Source organism: Komagataeibacter swingsii (assembly GCF_003207895.1).
GTDB classification, from domain to species: domain Bacteria; phylum Pseudomonadota; class Alphaproteobacteria; order Acetobacterales; family Acetobacteraceae; genus Komagataeibacter; species Komagataeibacter swingsii.
In genome coordinates, this window is the sequence record NZ_NKUB01000041.1 from 1 (window position 1) to 15,703 (window position 15,703).

The 15,703-nt window shown below is 66.4% G+C and carries 12 protein-coding genes and 1 pseudogene; 6 read left to right on the forward strand and 7 right to left on the reverse strand.

Annotation, left to right across the window (positions count from 1 at the left end; genetic code table 11):
* Positions 1 to 219: pseudogene (locus tag CFR76_RS15935) on the forward strand (IS5/IS1182 family transposase); the annotation flags it as partial.
* Positions 220 to 295: 76 nt separating this feature from the next.
* Here CFR76_RS15935 and CFR76_RS15940 read toward each other — a convergent pair.
* On the reverse strand, positions 296 to 1,561 hold the full coding sequence (locus tag CFR76_RS15940; protein ID WP_110557836.1) for a D-amino acid dehydrogenase: 1,266 nt from the start codon (positions 1,559 to 1,561) through the stop codon (positions 296 to 298).
* A gap of 96 nt (positions 1,562 to 1,657) precedes the next feature.
* Entirely contained in the window at positions 1,658 to 2,683 is a 1,026-nt protein-coding gene (locus CFR76_RS15945; RefSeq protein WP_110557826.1) for an NAD(P)/FAD-dependent oxidoreductase, read from the reverse strand.
* Between the two features lie 191 nt (positions 2,684 to 2,874).
* Between CFR76_RS15945 and tsaE the strand changes: the two genes are divergently transcribed.
* The 5 genes from tsaE to trxA all read left to right on the forward strand — a co-directional run bounded on the left by tsaE (position 2,875) and on the right by trxA (position 11,121).
* Entirely contained in the window at positions 2,875 to 3,348 is a 474-nt protein-coding gene (tsaE, locus tag CFR76_RS15950; RefSeq protein ID WP_110557827.1) for a tRNA (adenosine(37)-N6)-threonylcarbamoyltransferase complex ATPase subunit type 1 TsaE, read from the forward strand.
* Positions 3,339 to 4,100, forward strand: coding sequence for a nucleotidyltransferase family protein (locus tag CFR76_RS15955; RefSeq protein ID WP_110557828.1), 762 nt, complete (start codon positions 3,339 to 3,341; stop codon positions 4,098 to 4,100). Before tsaE ends, CFR76_RS15955 begins: the two co-directional genes overlap by 10 nt.
* Positions 4,097 to 7,147, forward strand: coding sequence for a double-strand break repair protein AddB (gene addB / locus CFR76_RS15960; RefSeq protein ID WP_110557829.1), 3,051 nt, complete (start codon positions 4,097 to 4,099; stop codon positions 7,145 to 7,147). Before CFR76_RS15955 ends, addB begins: the two co-directional genes overlap by 4 nt.
* Positions 7,144 to 10,722 (forward strand): double-strand break repair helicase AddA, encoded by a 3,579-nt coding sequence (gene addA / locus CFR76_RS15965; protein ID WP_110557830.1) that lies wholly within the window; start codon positions 7,144 to 7,146, stop codon positions 10,720 to 10,722. The genes addB and addA overlap by 4 nt, the downstream gene beginning before the upstream one ends.
* Before the next feature lie 69 nt (positions 10,723 to 10,791).
* Positions 10,792 to 11,121, forward strand: coding sequence for a thioredoxin TrxA (gene trxA / locus CFR76_RS15970; RefSeq protein ID WP_110557831.1), 330 nt, complete (start codon positions 10,792 to 10,794; stop codon positions 11,119 to 11,121).
* A gap of 26 nt (positions 11,122 to 11,147) precedes the next feature.
* On the opposite strand, the gene hpnK is transcribed toward trxA, so the two are convergent.
* The 5 genes from hpnK to CFR76_RS15995 form a co-directional block, all read right to left on the reverse strand.
* The gene (gene hpnK, locus CFR76_RS15975; protein ID WP_110557832.1) at positions 11,148 to 12,002 is read right to left on the reverse strand and encodes a hopanoid biosynthesis-associated protein HpnK; all 855 of its coding nucleotides are present in this window, start codon (positions 12,000 to 12,002) and stop codon (positions 11,148 to 11,150) included.
* A 78-nt stretch (positions 12,003 to 12,080) separates the two neighbouring features.
* Complete coding sequence (hpnJ, locus tag CFR76_RS15980; protein WP_110557833.1) at positions 12,081 to 13,505, reverse strand: hopanoid biosynthesis associated radical SAM protein HpnJ; 1,425 nt, start codon at positions 13,503 to 13,505, stop codon at positions 12,081 to 12,083.
* 105 nt (positions 13,506 to 13,610) lie between these two features.
* On the reverse strand, positions 13,611 to 14,789 hold the full coding sequence (hpnI, locus tag CFR76_RS15985) for a bacteriohopanetetrol glucosamine biosynthesis glycosyltransferase HpnI (protein WP_110557834.1): 1,179 nt from the start codon (positions 14,787 to 14,789) through the stop codon (positions 13,611 to 13,613).
* A 63-nt stretch (positions 14,790 to 14,852) separates the two neighbouring features.
* Positions 14,853 to 15,515: an ABC transporter substrate-binding protein gene (locus CFR76_RS15990; RefSeq protein ID WP_110557835.1), complete on the reverse strand. Its 663-nt coding sequence runs from the start codon at positions 15,513 to 15,515 to the stop codon at positions 14,853 to 14,855.
* Positions 15,512 to 15,703 (reverse strand): hypothetical protein (locus CFR76_RS15995; RefSeq protein WP_141301289.1); only part of this gene is annotated, 192 nt, incomplete at its 5' end. The genes CFR76_RS15990 and CFR76_RS15995, both read right to left, overlap by 4 nt.

The window sequence follows — 15,703 nt, forward strand, 5'->3', positions numbered from 1 at the left end:
AGCATACGCGCGCAAGGCGCCTGTGTGGTCATTCCCCAGCGCAAAAACCGCCTCGACAGACGCCCGTTCGATAAAGCCCTGTTCAAAGCGCGCCATCTTGTCGAGAACTTCTTCTGCAAACTCAAGGAGTTCAAGCGCATCGCCATGCGCAGCGACAAGACAGACAGGTCATTCTCGGCCATGATCTATCTCGTAGCCGCAGTCATCAATTCACGCTAATCCCCAACAGGCCCTGGAAAAAGGCGGCACCCAAAAACTTTTTATTTTTATCAAACGGTCATTTTTGAGCAGTGTCTCAGGCCGTGGTGTAACGGTCCAGCGACAGGTCCAGGCAGGGGATTTCGGTGCGCTTGCCGCTCATCCTGTCGGCCAGCACGCGGCCCGATCCGCACGCCATGGTCCAGCCCAGCGTGCCATGGCCGGTATTGAGCCACAGGTTGGAAAAACGCCCCGCAGGCCCGATGACCGGCGTGCCATCAGGCGTGCTGGGACGCAGCCCGGTCCAGTATGCCCCCTGCGACATGTCGCCACTGGCGCCGAACAGTTCGGAAAACGACAGTTCCAGCAGTTCCCGCCGGTCGCGGCGCAGGCGCAGGTTGTAGCCCGCCAGTTCCGCCGTGCCGCCAATGCGGATACGGTCGCCCAGGCGGGTGATGGACACCTTGTATGTCGCGTCATTGACGGTGGAAACCGGCGCGCGCGCGGCATCGGTCACCGGCAGCGTCAGGGAATACCCCTTGGTGGGATAGACCGGCAGGTGCAGCCCGAGCGGGCGCAGCAGCAGCGGCGAATAGCTGCCCATGGACACGACATAGGCATCCGCCGTCATGCGGCCGGCCGACGTGCGCACGCCAAAAATATCCGTGGCCGAGGCATCCAGCGCCTCGACCGTGGTTTCATAATGGAAGGTGACGCCCAGTTCCTCTTCCGCCTTCTGCGCCAGGCGCTGGGTGAACATGTGGCAGTCGCCCGATTCATCACCCGGCAGGCGCAGGCCGCCCTTGAACAGGTGCCGGTTTTCCATAAGGCCCGGTTCGTGCCGGGCGATTTCATCGGGGCTGAGGAATTCGTGCGCAATGCCCGCCTGGTCCAGCAGGGACATGTCGCGGGCGGCATGGTCAACCTGCTTCTGCGTGCGGAAAAGCTGGATCAGTCCACGCTGTTCATCATCATAGGTAATGCCGGTGTCGCGACGCAGGGCGTCAAGGCAGTCACGGCTGTATTCTGCGATACGCAGCATGCGGGACTTGTTGATGTCGTAGTCATGCGCGTTGCAGTTGGCCAGAAGCTGCTCGATCCAGCGCATCATCGCGAAATCGATGCGCGGGCGGATCACGATGGGCGCATGGCGGCTGGCCATCCACCGCAGGACCTTCAGCGGCAGGGCCGGTTCCGCCCATGGCGAGGAAAAGCCCGGTGAAATCTGTCCCGCATTGGCGAAGGAGGTTTCCAGTGCGGCGGCGGGCTGGCGGTCCACGACCGTGACGTCATGCCCGGCCTTGGCCAGGTACCATGCCGCAGTGACACCCACTACGCCCGCGCCCAGAACGATCACTTTCACCGTTTCATCCTTACTTCCATCATCAACATACCGGGGATGCGCCACAGCGCGGGAATGGTCAACCGTTTCTGTTATGACAGCACGGGATGGCTGGAATCAGCCCGCTGGCACGCCCTTGCTGGTCGAATATTCAAAATGCAGCGCCGTATCGGGGTGGACGATGGGGTGGATGGCGTGGGCGGCCATGGCCCCTTCGGTAAAGCCCTGCAGGATCAGCTTCAGCTTGCCGGGATAGGTCGCGACATCGCCAACCGCGAAAATGCCGGGCAGGCTGCTTTCACAGGTGGAAGGGGTGACGGGAATGGTGCCGCGTATGGTGTCCAGCCCCCACTGCGCGATCGGGCCGAGGTCGGTCGCCAGCCCGAAGAAGGGCAGCAGGTGGTCGCAGGCCACATGCCGCACCGTGCCATCCAGTGTCGCAAGGTCCACGCCGGTCAGATGCCCCTGCGCGCCATGCAGGCCATGCAACTGGTAGCCGATGATCTTTTCCACCTGCCCCAGCGCCACGGCGTCATCAAGCTGGCGCAGGCTTTCGGGGGCGGCGCGGAAGCGGTCGCGCCGATGCACCAGTTTCACGCTGCGCGCCACATCGCGCAGGGCCAGCGCCCAGTCCACCGCGGAATCGCCACCGCCGGCGATCAGCACGTCTTTGTCCGCGAAATCGGCGCGGCGGCGGACGAAATACTGCACGCCGCCAGTCCGTTCGAATGTGTCCAGCCCGTCAAGCGGCGGACGGTTGGGGCCGAACGCGCCAGCCCCCGCCGCGATGATGACCGCGCGCGCCGCGATGACATCCCCGCTGGACGTGCCCAGCACGAAACCGCCGCGCGTGCCTTCCAGCCGTTCCACCCGGCGGCCCAGCAGGCGGGGCACGGCAAAGGGGGCGATCTGGCGGTCAAGGGCTTCGATCAGCGCGCCACCCTCGATCGCGGGGTGGGCGGGGATGTCGTAAATCGGCTTTTCGGGATACAGCGCGGTGCACTGCCCCCCGATTTCATCCAGCGCATCGATGATGATGCAGCCAAGCTTGAGCATCCCGCATTCAAATGCGGCGAACAGCCCGGCAGGGCCTGCGCCGATAATGGCGACATCGGTGGTGTGGGTGGGGGAGGGCATGGTCATGTCCGGCTCTGGTATTCCGCGGTCCGTGGTCGGGTTCAAAGGCATATGTCACGTGCGGTTTTGCGTTGTTGCGGGCGCTGGCGCAAGCGCTTTGGCACATCCTTTCCATCGCCCCTTGTGTGTGGGCGCGATGGAGGGGCACAATCGGTCCATGAGATATAATCGTGCAAAAGCAGGGGACAGAACCGCCAATGCGTGAAATTTCCCTGCCCGACACACAGGCCACGACAGCCCTTGGCCGCGCGCTGGCCCGCGTGCTGCGCGCGGGCGACTGCGTGCTGCTGGAAGGGGATCTGGGCGCTGGCAAGACCACGCTGGCGCGCGCCCTGCTGCGCGCCCTGTGCGGGGACGCGGAGATGGAAGTGCCAAGTCCCTCCTACACGCTGGTGCAGGTCTATGACGCGCCGGTGGGCGAGGTCGCGCATTTCGACCTGTGGCGGCTGGACGGGCCGGAAGGCGTGCATGAACTGGGCTGGGACGATGCGCGTGAGGGCATCGTCCTTGTGGAATGGCCGCAGCGCCTGGGCACGCTTGCCCCCCCTGATGCGTTGCGTATTACCATGGCGCCCGATGCGACGGGCGGGCGCATCGCCCGGCTGGAGGGATGGGATACGCGGCTGGCGCAATCAGCCGTTTTCGGGACAGGAGATGCATCATGGGCGTGAACATGCCCCATACCGCCATGGTTTTCGCAGCCGGTCTGGGGCGGCGGATGCGGCCGCTGAGCGAATCGATGCCCAAGCCGCTGCTGCGCGTGGCGGGACAGCCCATTCTGGATCACGTGCTGGACCGGCTGGAGGCCTGTGGCGTGCAGCAGGTGGTGGTCAATGCCCACTGGCGGCCCGATGACATCCATGCAGCCCTTGAAGCCCGCCGGGCCGCCCATCGCGGGCCGGTCACGATTGAACAGTCCGAACCCACCCTGCTGGAAACCGGGGGCAGCGCGGCGACCGCCCTGCGGGCGGGACGGCTGGGGCCGGGGCCGTTCTTCCTGCTCAATGGCGATGCCATGTGGCTCAACGGGCCGGTGCCCGCGCTGCGCAGGCTGGCGGCTGCGTTCGACCCCGAACGCATGGACGCCATGCTGCTGCTGGGGGCCATGACGCGCGCGGTGGGCGAAGTCGGGCACGGGGATTTCGCGGTGAACGCGCATGGCGTGCCGCGTCGCCCGCGCGCGGGGGAAATCACTCCCTATGTCTTTACGGGCGTGCAGATCGTCTCCCCCGCGCTGTTCGATGGCGCGCCGGAAGGCGGGTTCAGCATGAACCGGCTGTGGGACCGCGCGATGGCGGCGGGCAGGCTGGGCGTGATCGTGCACGATTCGCTGTGGTTCCACCTGTCCCGCCCCGCCGATATCGATGCGGCGGAGCGCGTGCTGCATTCGGCCCTGAACCCGGATTCGGACAACGATATATGATCGGGGCCGCGACCGCCTGCGTGCGGGGGCGTGCGGCGGTCGTGCCGCCACATGTGTCCTTTGTGGACCAGATCGCCGCCCGCTGGCTGGAACAGGCGGGCCATGATCCGCAGGCCTGTGGCGATGGCGTGATCCTGCTGCCCAGTCGCCGTGCCGCCCGCGCGTTGACCGAAGCCTTCGTGCGGCAGGTCGATGGCCGGCCCATCCTGCTGCCCCGTATCGCGCCCATTGCCGCGCTGGACGAGGCCTCGCTGGCGCTGTCGGGATGCAATGCGCTGGAACTGCCGCCCGCGGTCGATCCCGTCCGGCGGCTGGCGACGCTGACGCTGCTGGTCATGCAGGCGGGCAAGGCGTTTGGCGATGTGCAGGGCGTGGACCAGGCCTGGCCACTGGCGCGTGCGCTGGCGGACCTGATGGATGAGGCGGAATGGGCGGAATGCGACCTGTGCGAACGCCTGCCCCACGCGGCGGATGGTGACTTTGCCCAGCACTGGCACCAGACGCTGGAATTCCTGTCCATCGTCACCAGCGTATGGCCCGCGTGGCTGGCGGAACAGGGGGTGATGAACCCCGTCGCCCGCCAGACGGCCCTGCTGCATGCACAGGCCGCGCGGTGGATGGAGACACCGCCGCCATCGGGCTATCCCATATGGGCCGCCGGTTTTTCCGATGCCGTGCCCTCCACCATCGCCATGCTGCGTGCTGTCATGTCCCTGCCAGATGGGCTGCTGGTGCTGCCCGGCGTGGACATGGGTTGCGATGATGATGTCTGGCAGCGCCTGCCACCCGACCATCCGCAGGCGGGCACGGCGCGTATGCTGGCCGAACTGGGCATTGAACGCGCCTGCATGGAACAGTGGGACACCCTGGGCGATGGCGGCGTGGCCAGCAGCCCCGTCTCCCGCGCCAGCCTGCTGGCCCGCGCATTGCTGCCCGCCCATGCGCTGGACCGCTGGCGCGCGCCGGATGCGCCCGTGGCGGCCGATGGCCTGTCGGTCCTGCGCAGCGCCGACCAGCAGGAGGAAGCCGCCGCCATCGCCATGGTGCTGCGGCAGGTGCTGGAACAGCCGGGCCGGCGTGCCGCCCTTGTCACGCCGGATCGCGCATTGGCCGGACGTGTGGCGACGGAACTGGTGCGCTGGGGCGTCATTGCCGATGACAGCGCGGGCGAAAGCCTGCTGACCGTACCGCAGACCGCCTTCCTGCGGCTGATCGTGCAGGCGGTGGATGGCGGGCTGTCGCCGGTTGCCCTGCTGTCGGTCATCAAGCACCCGCTGGCGGCCTGCGGGCTGTCACCGGGCAACTGTCGCGCCAGCGCGCGCCAGCTTGAACGACTCGTTCTGCGTGGCCCGGCCCCGCCGCCGGGTATTGCGGGCCTGCGTAGCGCACTGGCGCGCGCGGCCGATGACCCGCATGGCGCGCTGGCCGACGCGCCTGATGCGCCGGAGGAAATCAACGCCTTCCTCGACCGGCTGGAAACCGCCTTCGGCCCGCTGCTGGCCCTGCCGGGCAGCACGCTGGTGCCGGTTTCCGTCCTGCTGGCGGCACTGGTGGAAACCGCGCAGGCGCTGGCCACGACCGACATGGCGGATGGGGCGGAACGGCTGTGGGCGGGCGAGGAAGGCAACGCGCTGGGCCAGCATATGAGTGCGATGCTGGCATGGTGCGACGTGTTGCCCGATGCGCGTATCGGTGCGCTGAACGGGCTGCTGGCGTCCTCGCTTGCGGGCATGACGGTGCAGGGACGGCGCGCCGTGCGGGGGCGTGAGGGCATGGCGGTGCATCCGCGCGTGTTCATCTGGGGCCTGCTGGAAGCCCGGTTGCAGACAGCGGACACCATCGTGCTGGGCGGCCTGGTGGAAACCGTCTGGCCCCCCGCGACCGATCCGGGTCCGTGGATGAGCCGCCCCATGCGCACGCGTGTCGGCCTGCCGTCACCCGAATGGGCGATTGGGCAGGCGGCGCATGATTTCGTGTCCTGTGCCTGTGCCGCGCCCAATGTGGTGCTGTCGCTGGCCGCCCGCCGGCAGGGCGCGCCGACGGTGCCCGCGCGGTGGCTGGTGCGGCTGGATGCGTATCTGGCGGGGCATGGCCATGGCCTTCCGGCGCATCCGGCGCTGCGCTGGCTGGACAGCCTTGACCGGCCACAGGGTGCGGCCGTGCCCGTTGCCCCGCCACGGCCACGCCCTGCGGTGGGCCTGCGCCCGCGCAGCCTGTCGGTGACGGAAATCGAGACATGGATGCGCGACCCCTACGCCATTTACGCCCGGCGCATCCTGCGCCTGCGCCCGCTGGCGGATCTGGAGGAACTGGCCGATGCCGCCGATTACGGGCAGATCGTGCATGCGGCGCTGGATCGCTGGTTTCGCGCCCATCCATCCGACTGGCCGCATGATGGCGCGGCCCGCATGCGCGACGTATTTGCCGATGTGCTGCGGGCGGCCGACCTGCGTCCCGCCCTTGCGGCATGGTGGGCGCCCCGGCTGGAGCGTATCGCCGCATGGTGCGCGCAGGCCGAGGAAGCGCGCCGCGCCACCGGCGGCCCCCGCACCGTGCTGACGGAACTGGGGGGCACGATACGGCTGGAGGACCTGCCCGCAGGCCCCTTCACCCTGCGCGGGCGCGCGGACCGGATCGACCTGCATGGCGATGGCGGCCTGAGCCTGTTCGACTACAAGACCGGCACGCTGCCCACCCGGCGCAGCGTGATGGAAGGCTGGCAGTCGCAGCTTGTGCTGGAGGCGGCGATGATCGAAAGCGGCGGTTTCCCGCCCCCGGTCGCGGGCAGGGTTGCGGAACTGGTGTACTGGCGGCTGACCGGCGGCCATGTCCCGGCGCAGGTGCTGGATGTGGCGCGACGCGGGGAACTGACCACGCTGATTTCGGAGTGCAAGGATGGGCTGTTTGCGCTGGTTAGGGCCTATGACAATCCTGACCAGCCTTACCTGTCCCATCCCTTCCCGGGGGAGGAACCGCGTTTCGCCGATTACGCCCATCTGGCCCGTGTCGCGGAATGGAGTGCCGCGCGTGAGGAGAATGGCGGATGAACAGGGTCATGACGAAGGGTGACGGCATGGCGTCCGCCATCGATATCGCCAATCGCAGCCAGGCGGAGGCATCCGACCCGCAGGCGTCGGTGTTCGTTTCCGCCTCCGCCGGCAGTGGCAAGACCAAGCTGCTGATCGACCGGCTGCTGCGCCTCATGCTGCCGCGTGACGTGCCCGACCGCGATGGCGTCATGACGCGCGTGCCCGGCAGCGACCCCGGCCGTATCCTGTGCCTGACCTTTACCAAGGCGGCGGCGGCCGAAATGTCCATCCGCCTGCAAAGCCGCCTGGGCCAGTGGGTCATGCTGCCCGATGCGGAACTGGACCGTGAACTGGCACGCCTGTCCGTGCCTGCGGGCGCGGAAACCCGTCGCGTGGCGCGCGAACTGTTCGCCCGCGTGCTGGACCTGCCCGGTGGCATGCGCATCGGCACCATCCATGCCTTCTGCCAGTCGCTACTGCGGCGCTTCCCGGTCGAGGCCGCGATCAGCCCGCATTTTACCCTGATCGAGGAAACCGATGCCCGCCTGGCGCAGCGCGCGGCGGTGGAGGACGTGGTGGGGCAGGGTGGTCCCGCCGTCGCCATGCTGGCGGGGCAGATCGGGGTGGGGGATTTCACCGCGCTGATCGCCCGGCTGCAGGCCCAGTCGCGCCGCATGCTGCCGGTGGCGCGCCGGTGGATGGTCGATCGCGCAGGCGTGGAAACGGCGCTCATGCGGCTGCTGGGCATAAGCGGGCGCAGCGTGGACGCGGTGCTGCGTCATGCCTGTGCTGCGATCCCGGACGAGGACGCCCTGCGTGATGGCCTGCGCTATGTGGTGCGGGAAGGGTCGCCCAAGGTACGGGCGCAGGCGGAAACCATGCTGGCGTGGCTGGGGCAGGACATGGCTGCCCGCGCGGCGGACTGGTCCACATGGCGCGGTGGCCTGCTGACGCAGAAGGGCGAACCCCGCCAGCGTGGTGGCCTGAACGCCAAGGTGGCTGCGGACTGTCCCAATCTGGTTGACCAGCTTCTGGCTGAAGCCGCGCGGGTCATTGGCATCGACCAGCAGTTGCGCGCCATTACGGTGTTTGAACTGACCTGCGCCCTGCTGTCCGTGGCCCAGCCGGTGCTCGAACGCTACGCCACGCGCAAGAACGCGCAGGGCATGGTCGATTATGACGACCTGATCGACCGCACGTTGCAGTTGCTTGATGACCCCGGCGCGGCATGGGTGCTGTACAAGCTTGATGGCGGGATCGATCACCTGCTGCTGGACGAGGTGCAGGATACTTCTCCCGACCAGTGGGCCATTGCCGGTGGGCTTACGGCGGAATTCTTCGCAGGCGAAGGTACGCATGATGATGGCTGCCCCCGCACCATCTTCGCGGTGGGGGATTACAAGCAGTCGATCTATTCCTTCCAGGGTGCGGACCCGGAGGCCTTCCGCGCATGGCGGCAGCGATTCCGCCGCAGTGCCGCCGCCGCCCGCGCCATATGGCGCGAACCGGCGCTGACGGTTTCCTTCCGTTCAACGGCGCCCGTGCTGAAACTGGTGGACAGCGTGTTCGCCAATCCCGCCGCCGCCCGTGGCGTGGTGGAGCCTGATGGCACCATTCCCGCCCATGTCACCGCCCGGCCGGGGCAGGGCGGGTGCGTGGAAATCTGGCCCCCCGTGCCGGTGGAACCTGACGAGACGGACATAAGCCCGTGGCTGGCCCCGACCCGTAACGCCGGGCAGTCCACGGCGCAGCAGCGCCTGGCCGATACACTGGCGGGATGGATCGCCCGGCAGTTGCGCACGCCCCCCCCGGCGGGCGAAGCGCCGCTGGCGCCCGGGGACGTGCTGATCCTTGTGCCGCGTCGGTCAGCCTTCGCGCGCGCGCTGATCCGGGCGCTGAAAAGCAATGACGTGCCGGTGGCCACACTGGTGCGCACCGTGCTGACCGACCAGCTTGCGGTGCAGGACCTCATGGCTTTGTGCGCGGCCCTGCTGCTGCCGCAGGATGACCTGACGCTGGCCTGCGTGCTGACATCCCCCATCGGCGGGCTGGATGACGATTCGCTCATGCATCTGGCGACCGGGCGCGACGGGCAGCCGCTCTGGGCGGTGCTGCGGGCGCGGCATGCGGAACGGCCCGACTGGTCGGCGGCGTGGCATATCCTCAACACGCTGTTCCGCCAGGTTGATTACGCCACGCCGTACCAGCTTCTGGCCGAAGCCCTTGGCCCGCTGGGTGGTCGCGCCCGGCTGCTGGCCCGCCTTGGGCCGGAAGCGGTGGAGCCGGTGGACGAACTGCTGTCGGCCGCCCTGCGGTTTGAGGAAACGCACGCCATTTCCCTGCAGGGGTTCCTGCACTGGCTGAACGCATCGGATGAAACCGTGCGGCATGAACCCGATGCGTCGGCCAACATGGTGCGTGTCATGACCGCGCACGGGGCGAAGGGATTGCAGGCGCGCCTTGTCATCCTGCCCGATACGATCGCAACGCCGCGTTCGGACACCAACATATTGTGGGAAACCGACAGGACCACGGGACTCGATATCCCGATCTGGGTGCCACGACGCGAACTGGCCACGGATGTGACGGCATCCGTGCAGGAGAAGATACGCCGCGAGGCGGCGGAGGAATATAACCGCCTGCTGTATGTCGCCCTGACCCGCGCCAGCGACCGGCTGGTGATATGCGGGTGGGAACCCCGGCGCGGCGTGCCCGAAGGCTGCTGGTATGACCTGTGCCGTCAGGGGTTTGAAAGTGCCGGGGCCACGGCACGGCCTTTCGACCTGGGCTGGGAGGGTGAAAGCCTGGTGCTGGAGGAAGCGCGCACGGTCCCGCCCGCGCGGGCCGCCCGCGCCGATAATGGCCCGCTGGCCCCCGCACACGCGCCCGCCCTGCCGGAATGGATGGGTCATGCCCCGCTGTGGCGGCCTGTCATGCCGGTCATGGAGGGGCCACTGGCCCGACCGCTGGCCCCCAGCCGCCCCGATGACATAGCACTTGGCCCCCAGCCCGCCGTGCGGTCGCCACTGGTTTCCGCCAGCACCGTGCGGAACCGCGCCGACCAGACCGGCCAGCGCGCCCGCGCCCTGCAACGCGGGCAACTGGTGCATGCCCTGTTGCAGTACCTGCCGGACTGCCCTGCCGATGAACGGGCCGCACTTGCCTGGTCATGGCTGTCGCGCCCGGCGGCGGGACTGGACCCCGCGCAGTGTGAATCGCTGGTGACGCAGGTGCTTGCGGTCATGGACATGCCGCGCCTTGGCCCCCTGTTCGCCCCCGGCAGCCGGGCGGAACAGCCGCTGGCCGGTATCGTGGGCCAGCAGGTGATCGTGGGGCAGGTGGACCGCATGGCGGTCGGCGCGGATACGGTGATGGTGTGCGATTTCAAGACAAACCGCACACCACCTGTCGACGTTGACAGGACGCCGGTGCTGTACCTGCGGCAGATGGCGGCCTACCGTGCCCTGCTGCGCGGGGTCTATCCCGGCAGGCAGGTGATGTGCGCCCTGGTCTGGACGGAGGGCGTGCGCGTTGACATTCTGCCTGCTACGCTGCTGGACCGGTATGCGCCGGATATGGCCGCTGCGACTTGACCGCATGCGTCGGCATGGCCATGTCAGCAGGACAGGGCGGCGTTGGCCGCCACAAAGGAGTTTTGAGTGATGAGTGAAAACACGATTGCCGTAAGCGACGGCCAGTTCAAGACGCAGGTTCTGGAATCCAAGGAACCCGTTCTGGTCGATTTCTGGGCGGAATGGTGCGGCCCGTGCAAGATGATCGCACCGGCGCTGGATGAAATCGGGTCTGAATTCAAGGGTAAGATGACTGTCGCCAAGGTCAATATCGACGACAACCCCAACACGCCCAACGAATACGGCGTGCGCGGCATCCCGACGCTGATCCTGTTCAGGGACGGCATGCCGGTTGCCAGCAAAACCGGCGCCCTGCCCAAGAGCCAGCTTAAGGAATGGGTCAAGAGCAGCCTCGGCTGACCTGTCCCGCCGTCAGGGGTGGCCCGTCAGGATGCGCGGGCCACGTCCGTCCACGTGGTGGGCACGGCCCCCGAATGGGTCAGGCCGGATCGGAAACCGGGGGCGCATAGCGTGCGGAATTCAGCTTCATGCTCATAGGTGGGCATGAGCCGTTGCAGCAGCCTGTTCTTTGCCGTGGCCGGGTGGAAATAGATTTCCGACAACCCGTCCGGCAGGTGGGCGGCAAGGGCCGATACCCGGTCGGTCGTCATATGCCCGCTCCATGCCAGCCCGAAACACCAGTCATTCGTGACCAGCCCCGCCTTGTGCGCCTGGTGGCGCAGCAGGCCGGTCCAGCGGCGTAGCGCCGCATCCCCCAATGTATCGGTATAGGTGCCCGCGGCATAAAGCGGCTCGGGCGGTTCCAGCGGCACGCGGATCGCGCGCAGGCCATGGCGCAGGCCGCTTTCGATCATGTACCGCCCGACCGTGGGATGCAGGTGCATGTGCTTGTGCGCATTGGCGTGGTCCAGCGCAAGCCCCGTTGCGGCAAAGGCGCGGAACTGGGCCTCGATCTCGGCGGCCAGTTCACGGCGTACGGCGGGGCGGAAGAAATACTCGACCCCCAGCTTCAACTGGTCGGAGGGGAACTGCCCGTCCTGCGGCACCAGCAGCGGGATATCGGCAGGCGGCAGGGTGGCCGGCCCCTCGATCGCGACAAGGTGCAGCCCCACCCGCAGGTCCGGCAGCTTTTTCGCGCGCCGCACGGCATCGGCCGCGGCGGGACCGGATACCATCAGGCTTGCGGTTGACAGCAATCCGTCCCGATGGGCGATCTCGATCGCCTCGTTGACTTCTTCGGACAGGCCGAAATCATCGGCGGATATGATGACGCGCTTCATGATGCAAAACCGGGTGGCATGACAAAAGAAATGCCGGAACCCGAAGGTCCCGGCATGGGGTAATCGCAGGAAGCCCGATCAGGCGGCGCGGCGTTCGCGCAGGAACTGGAAGAACTCCACCCCTTCGCGCAGGCGGCGCTTCATCATCTGCGGGCTGCGGACCATCTCGTTCACGATCGAGGCGATCTTGGGCGCGCGGAAATAGAACTTGCGGTAGAATTCCTCCACGCTCTGGAAGATTTCCGTGTGCGACAGGTGCGGGTAGTGCAGCGGTGCGATCTGCACGCCGTTATCGTCGATCAGTTCGGCGTTCTTTTCATCCAGCCAGCCATTCTCGGTCGCCTGCTTGTGCAGGAACGTGCCGGGGTAGGGTGCCGCCAGTGAAACCTGCAGCGTGTGCGGGTTGATCTCGGTGGCGAAGCGGATGGTTTCCTGAATGGTCTCCTTCGTCTCGCCCGGCAGGCCAAGGATGAAGGTGCCGTGGATCTTGATGCCGAGTTCGTGGCAGTTCTTGGTGAACTCACGCGCCGTCTCGACGCGCATGCCCTTCTTGATGTTGTGCAGGATCTGCTGGTTGCCGCTTTCGTAACCGACCAGCAGCAGGCGCAGGCCGTTGGCCTTCAGCACTTCCAGCGTCTTGCGGGGCACATTGGCCTTCGCGTTGCACGACCACGTAACCCCCAGTTTGCCCAGTTCCTTGGCGATCGCTTCGGCGCGCGGCAGGTCATCGGTGAAGGTGTCGTCGTCGAAGAAGAATTCCTTGACCTGCGGGAAATACTGCTTCGCCAGCCGGATTTCTGCCGCCACGTGCTCGGGGCTGCGGGTACGGTAGTGGTGACCGCCCACCGTCTGCGGCCACAGGCAGAAGGTGCAGCGCGACTTGCAGCCACGGCCGGTATAGATCGAGATATACGGGTGCATGAGGTACCCGATGAAGTAATCCTCGATCTTCAGGTCGCGCTTGTACACTTCGGTCACGAACGGCAGGCTGTCCATGTCCTCGATCATCGCGCGGTCGCGGTTATGGACGATCTTGCCATCGGCGTCGCGCCAGGAAATGCCATCGACATCCTTCCAGTCGCGGCCTTCCGCCATTTCCTTGATGGTGAAGTCGAATTCGTTACGCGCCACGAAATCGACCGGCGGGGCGTTCAGCAGGCTTTCTTCCGGCTGGACCGCAACCTTCGCGCCGACCATGCCGATCTTCACCTTCGGGTTCGCGTCCTTGAGCATCTGGGCGACGCGCACATCGGATGCAAAGGACGGGGTGGAGGTGTGCATGACGACCAGGTCACGGTTGCGCACGTCTTCCAGGATCGGCTCCATGCCCATGCGCGCGGGCGGCGCATCGATCAGGCGGCTGCCTTCGACCATGGCGGCCGGCTGCGCAAGCCATGTCGGGTACCAGAACGACTTGATTTCCCGCTTGGCCTGATAGCGGGAACCGGCCCCGCCATCGAATCCGTCAAACGAAGGCGGCTGGAGAAACAGGGTTTTCATCATGCTACGCATATCCTCGGGTTCTGGCGGGGAATGGGTTCCCTTGATACCCGTTCTTATTGACTACAGGGGTGGAATTCTCAAGCAGTTCAACCTGCGGGCGGCGGGTCAGTCACCGGGGGAAGCCGGTTGCGACCGTGGTGTCATGACCGAATGGGGCGTGACATGCATTGTCTGCCCCCGCCATGCGACCCGCGTGCCCGTGACACTGCCCACCATGACCGCAGCCGAAATCCAGTCGCGCAATGGCAGGAGTAGTAGCGGCAGCAGGCTGCGTTGCGCCAGCGTCCGGTCCAGGATGAAGGAACAGACGGCCCGCCATCCCCATGCACCAAGAAAGAAGAACCATGTCCAGGCCGCATGCGGCGCGGCAAGCACGGCCACGGTGGCCCAGAACAGGGGGAGCTGGATGGTGGACGCGGCGTACCCCGCCGGCTCCAGCGTCTTGACGGTCCGGCCCCAGCGCAGTTCATGCGCCAGCACTTCGCGCATCGAGGTCTCGCCCACGGTGGTCCATGTCATGCACGCGGCAATGGCGATATCCTTGCCACGGTCGCGTACGTAGCGGCCCAGTATCGCATCATCGGCCACATGCGGCACGAGCGCTTCCAGCCCGCCGATCTCGTCCAGCATGGACCGCCGCAGCGCCATGGTCGCGCCAAGGCAGTCCTGCCGCCCCAGATAGCGGGACAGCATCACGCCGGGCAGGAAATTGTGGTTGATCTGGCATGCCGCCAGCAGGCGCGGCACGGTGGGGGAGGCCGGCAGCCCCGCGTAAAGCGTCGTGACCAGACCGACATTGTCGGGCACCATGGCGCCCACCACATGCCGCAGGTAATCGGGGGCGACGTGGATATCCGAATCGGAAATGACCAGCACATCATGCTCCACGCGCGTCATGATGTTGATCAGGTTGCCGATCTTGCGGTTGACGCCATGGAAGGTGGGGTCAATCACCAGTTCCATCCGCACGTCCGGGTGGCGTTCCATCAGGCGGCGTACGATCGGGATCGCCGCATCGTCTTCGGCCTGTACGCCAAAGACGATCTGCATCTGCGGGTAATCCTGCGTGCAGAAGCTTTCAAGCGCTTCCTCCAGCAGCGGTTCATCGCCATGGAGGGGCTTGAGCACGGAGACCGGAGGCATGGGCACCGTCCGGTCCACACGTTTTTCCTGCCACCGGAAACGCGAGACCAGAAAAGTGCCAAGCGCTGCCTGCATGCACCCGGCGGCCGCAACGGTCGCGGCCAGTCCGGCGGGTGAAACAAGAGCGTTGAAAACAGACATTATCTTTCCGGCAAGGTCCCGCGTATGGAGCTGATTAGAAAACGGTGTCAGGGGAGTGTAATATCACTCTTCCGAGAACGTTTTGATCTTTTTCTGTAGCAGAGTCGTCAGTTTCTGCACATCCCCGCCCGACAGCGCGGAGCTGAAGTCCGCCCGCTGGGCCGCGACCTGGCTTATGTGGGCATTGAGCAGCACGTCAACGATGCGCCATCCCTTGGCGCCCGAACGCATGACGTAGTTGATTTCGGTCCCGCTCGGGTCATCGGACGATCCGATATGTGTTACAACAATACGGTCATTGCCAACGGGGGAAGGGGTGACGGTCGGGTCGATGGTGAAGCGGGCGTCGCTGCCGGGCTTGAAGCTGGAAACATAGCGGGCGATGGTGAATTCGCGGAATGTGGTCAGCAGGGCCTGCTTCTGGTCATCGCTCAGCCCAGCGTAACGTGGCCCGATGGAGGATGCGAGCACGGTCTCGATGTCATAGGCGTGGTCGATGGCCGGGGCCAGCATCTGGGAGCGCTGCGCGAACGAACCGCTGCCCTTGGCCTGCACGCGCTCCAGCGCTGCATACAGGCCCTTGATCGGCTCCTGCACCTGCGCATCGGATGCGCTGGCCGCATGGGCTGCATGAAGGGGGAGGACGGCAGGGACGACCGGTGCCGCCATCAGTCCGGCGCACAGCGCCAGCGAGGTGGTTTTCAGGACATGTTTCATAATGTTCATGATTTCGGTCCGTTTGCTGTCTTTAGCAAGGGCTGCGTCATGCTGATTCCGACACCCAGCGCCTCAAGGGCGGTATTGGTGATGGCCACCGCATCCAGCCCGGCCTCATGGTATTGCGCGGCCTGCGTGTTGTGGTCGATGAAGCGGTCGGGCAGGGTCATGGGGCGGAAGCGCACGCGGTCCAGCAG

What these genes read in the sequence shown, in the direction of transcription:
- CFR76_RS15945 (WP_110557826.1), bottom strand. Translation starts at nt 2,683, where the DNA reads ATGACCATGCCCTCCCCCACCCACACCACCGATGTCGCCATTATCGGC.
- tsaE (WP_110557827.1), top strand. Translation starts at nt 2,875, where the DNA reads ATGCGTGAAATTTCCCTGCCCGACACACAGGCCACGACAGCCCTTGGC.
- CFR76_RS15955 (WP_110557828.1), top strand. Translation starts at nt 3,339, where the DNA reads ATGGGCGTGAACATGCCCCATACCGCCATGGTTTTCGCAGCCGGTCTG.
- addB (WP_110557829.1), top strand. Translation starts at nt 4,097, where the DNA reads ATGATCGGGGCCGCGACCGCCTGCGTGCGGGGGCGTGCGGCGGTCGTG.
- addA (WP_110557830.1), top strand. Translation starts at nt 7,144, where the DNA reads ATGAACAGGGTCATGACGAAGGGTGACGGCATGGCGTCCGCCATCGAT.
- trxA (WP_110557831.1), top strand. Translation starts at nt 10,792, where the DNA reads ATGAGTGAAAACACGATTGCCGTAAGCGACGGCCAGTTCAAGACGCAG.
- hpnK (WP_110557832.1), bottom strand. Translation starts at nt 12,002, where the DNA reads ATGAAGCGCGTCATCATATCCGCCGATGATTTCGGCCTGTCCGAAGAA.
- hpnJ (WP_110557833.1), bottom strand. Translation starts at nt 13,505, where the DNA reads ATGATGAAAACCCTGTTTCTCCAGCCGCCTTCGTTTGACGGATTCGAT.
- hpnI (WP_110557834.1), bottom strand. Translation starts at nt 14,789, where the DNA reads ATGTCTGTTTTCAACGCTCTTGTTTCACCCGCCGGACTGGCCGCGACC.
- CFR76_RS15990 (WP_110557835.1), bottom strand. Translation starts at nt 15,515, where the DNA reads ATGAACATTATGAAACATGTCCTGAAAACCACCTCGCTGGCGCTGTGC.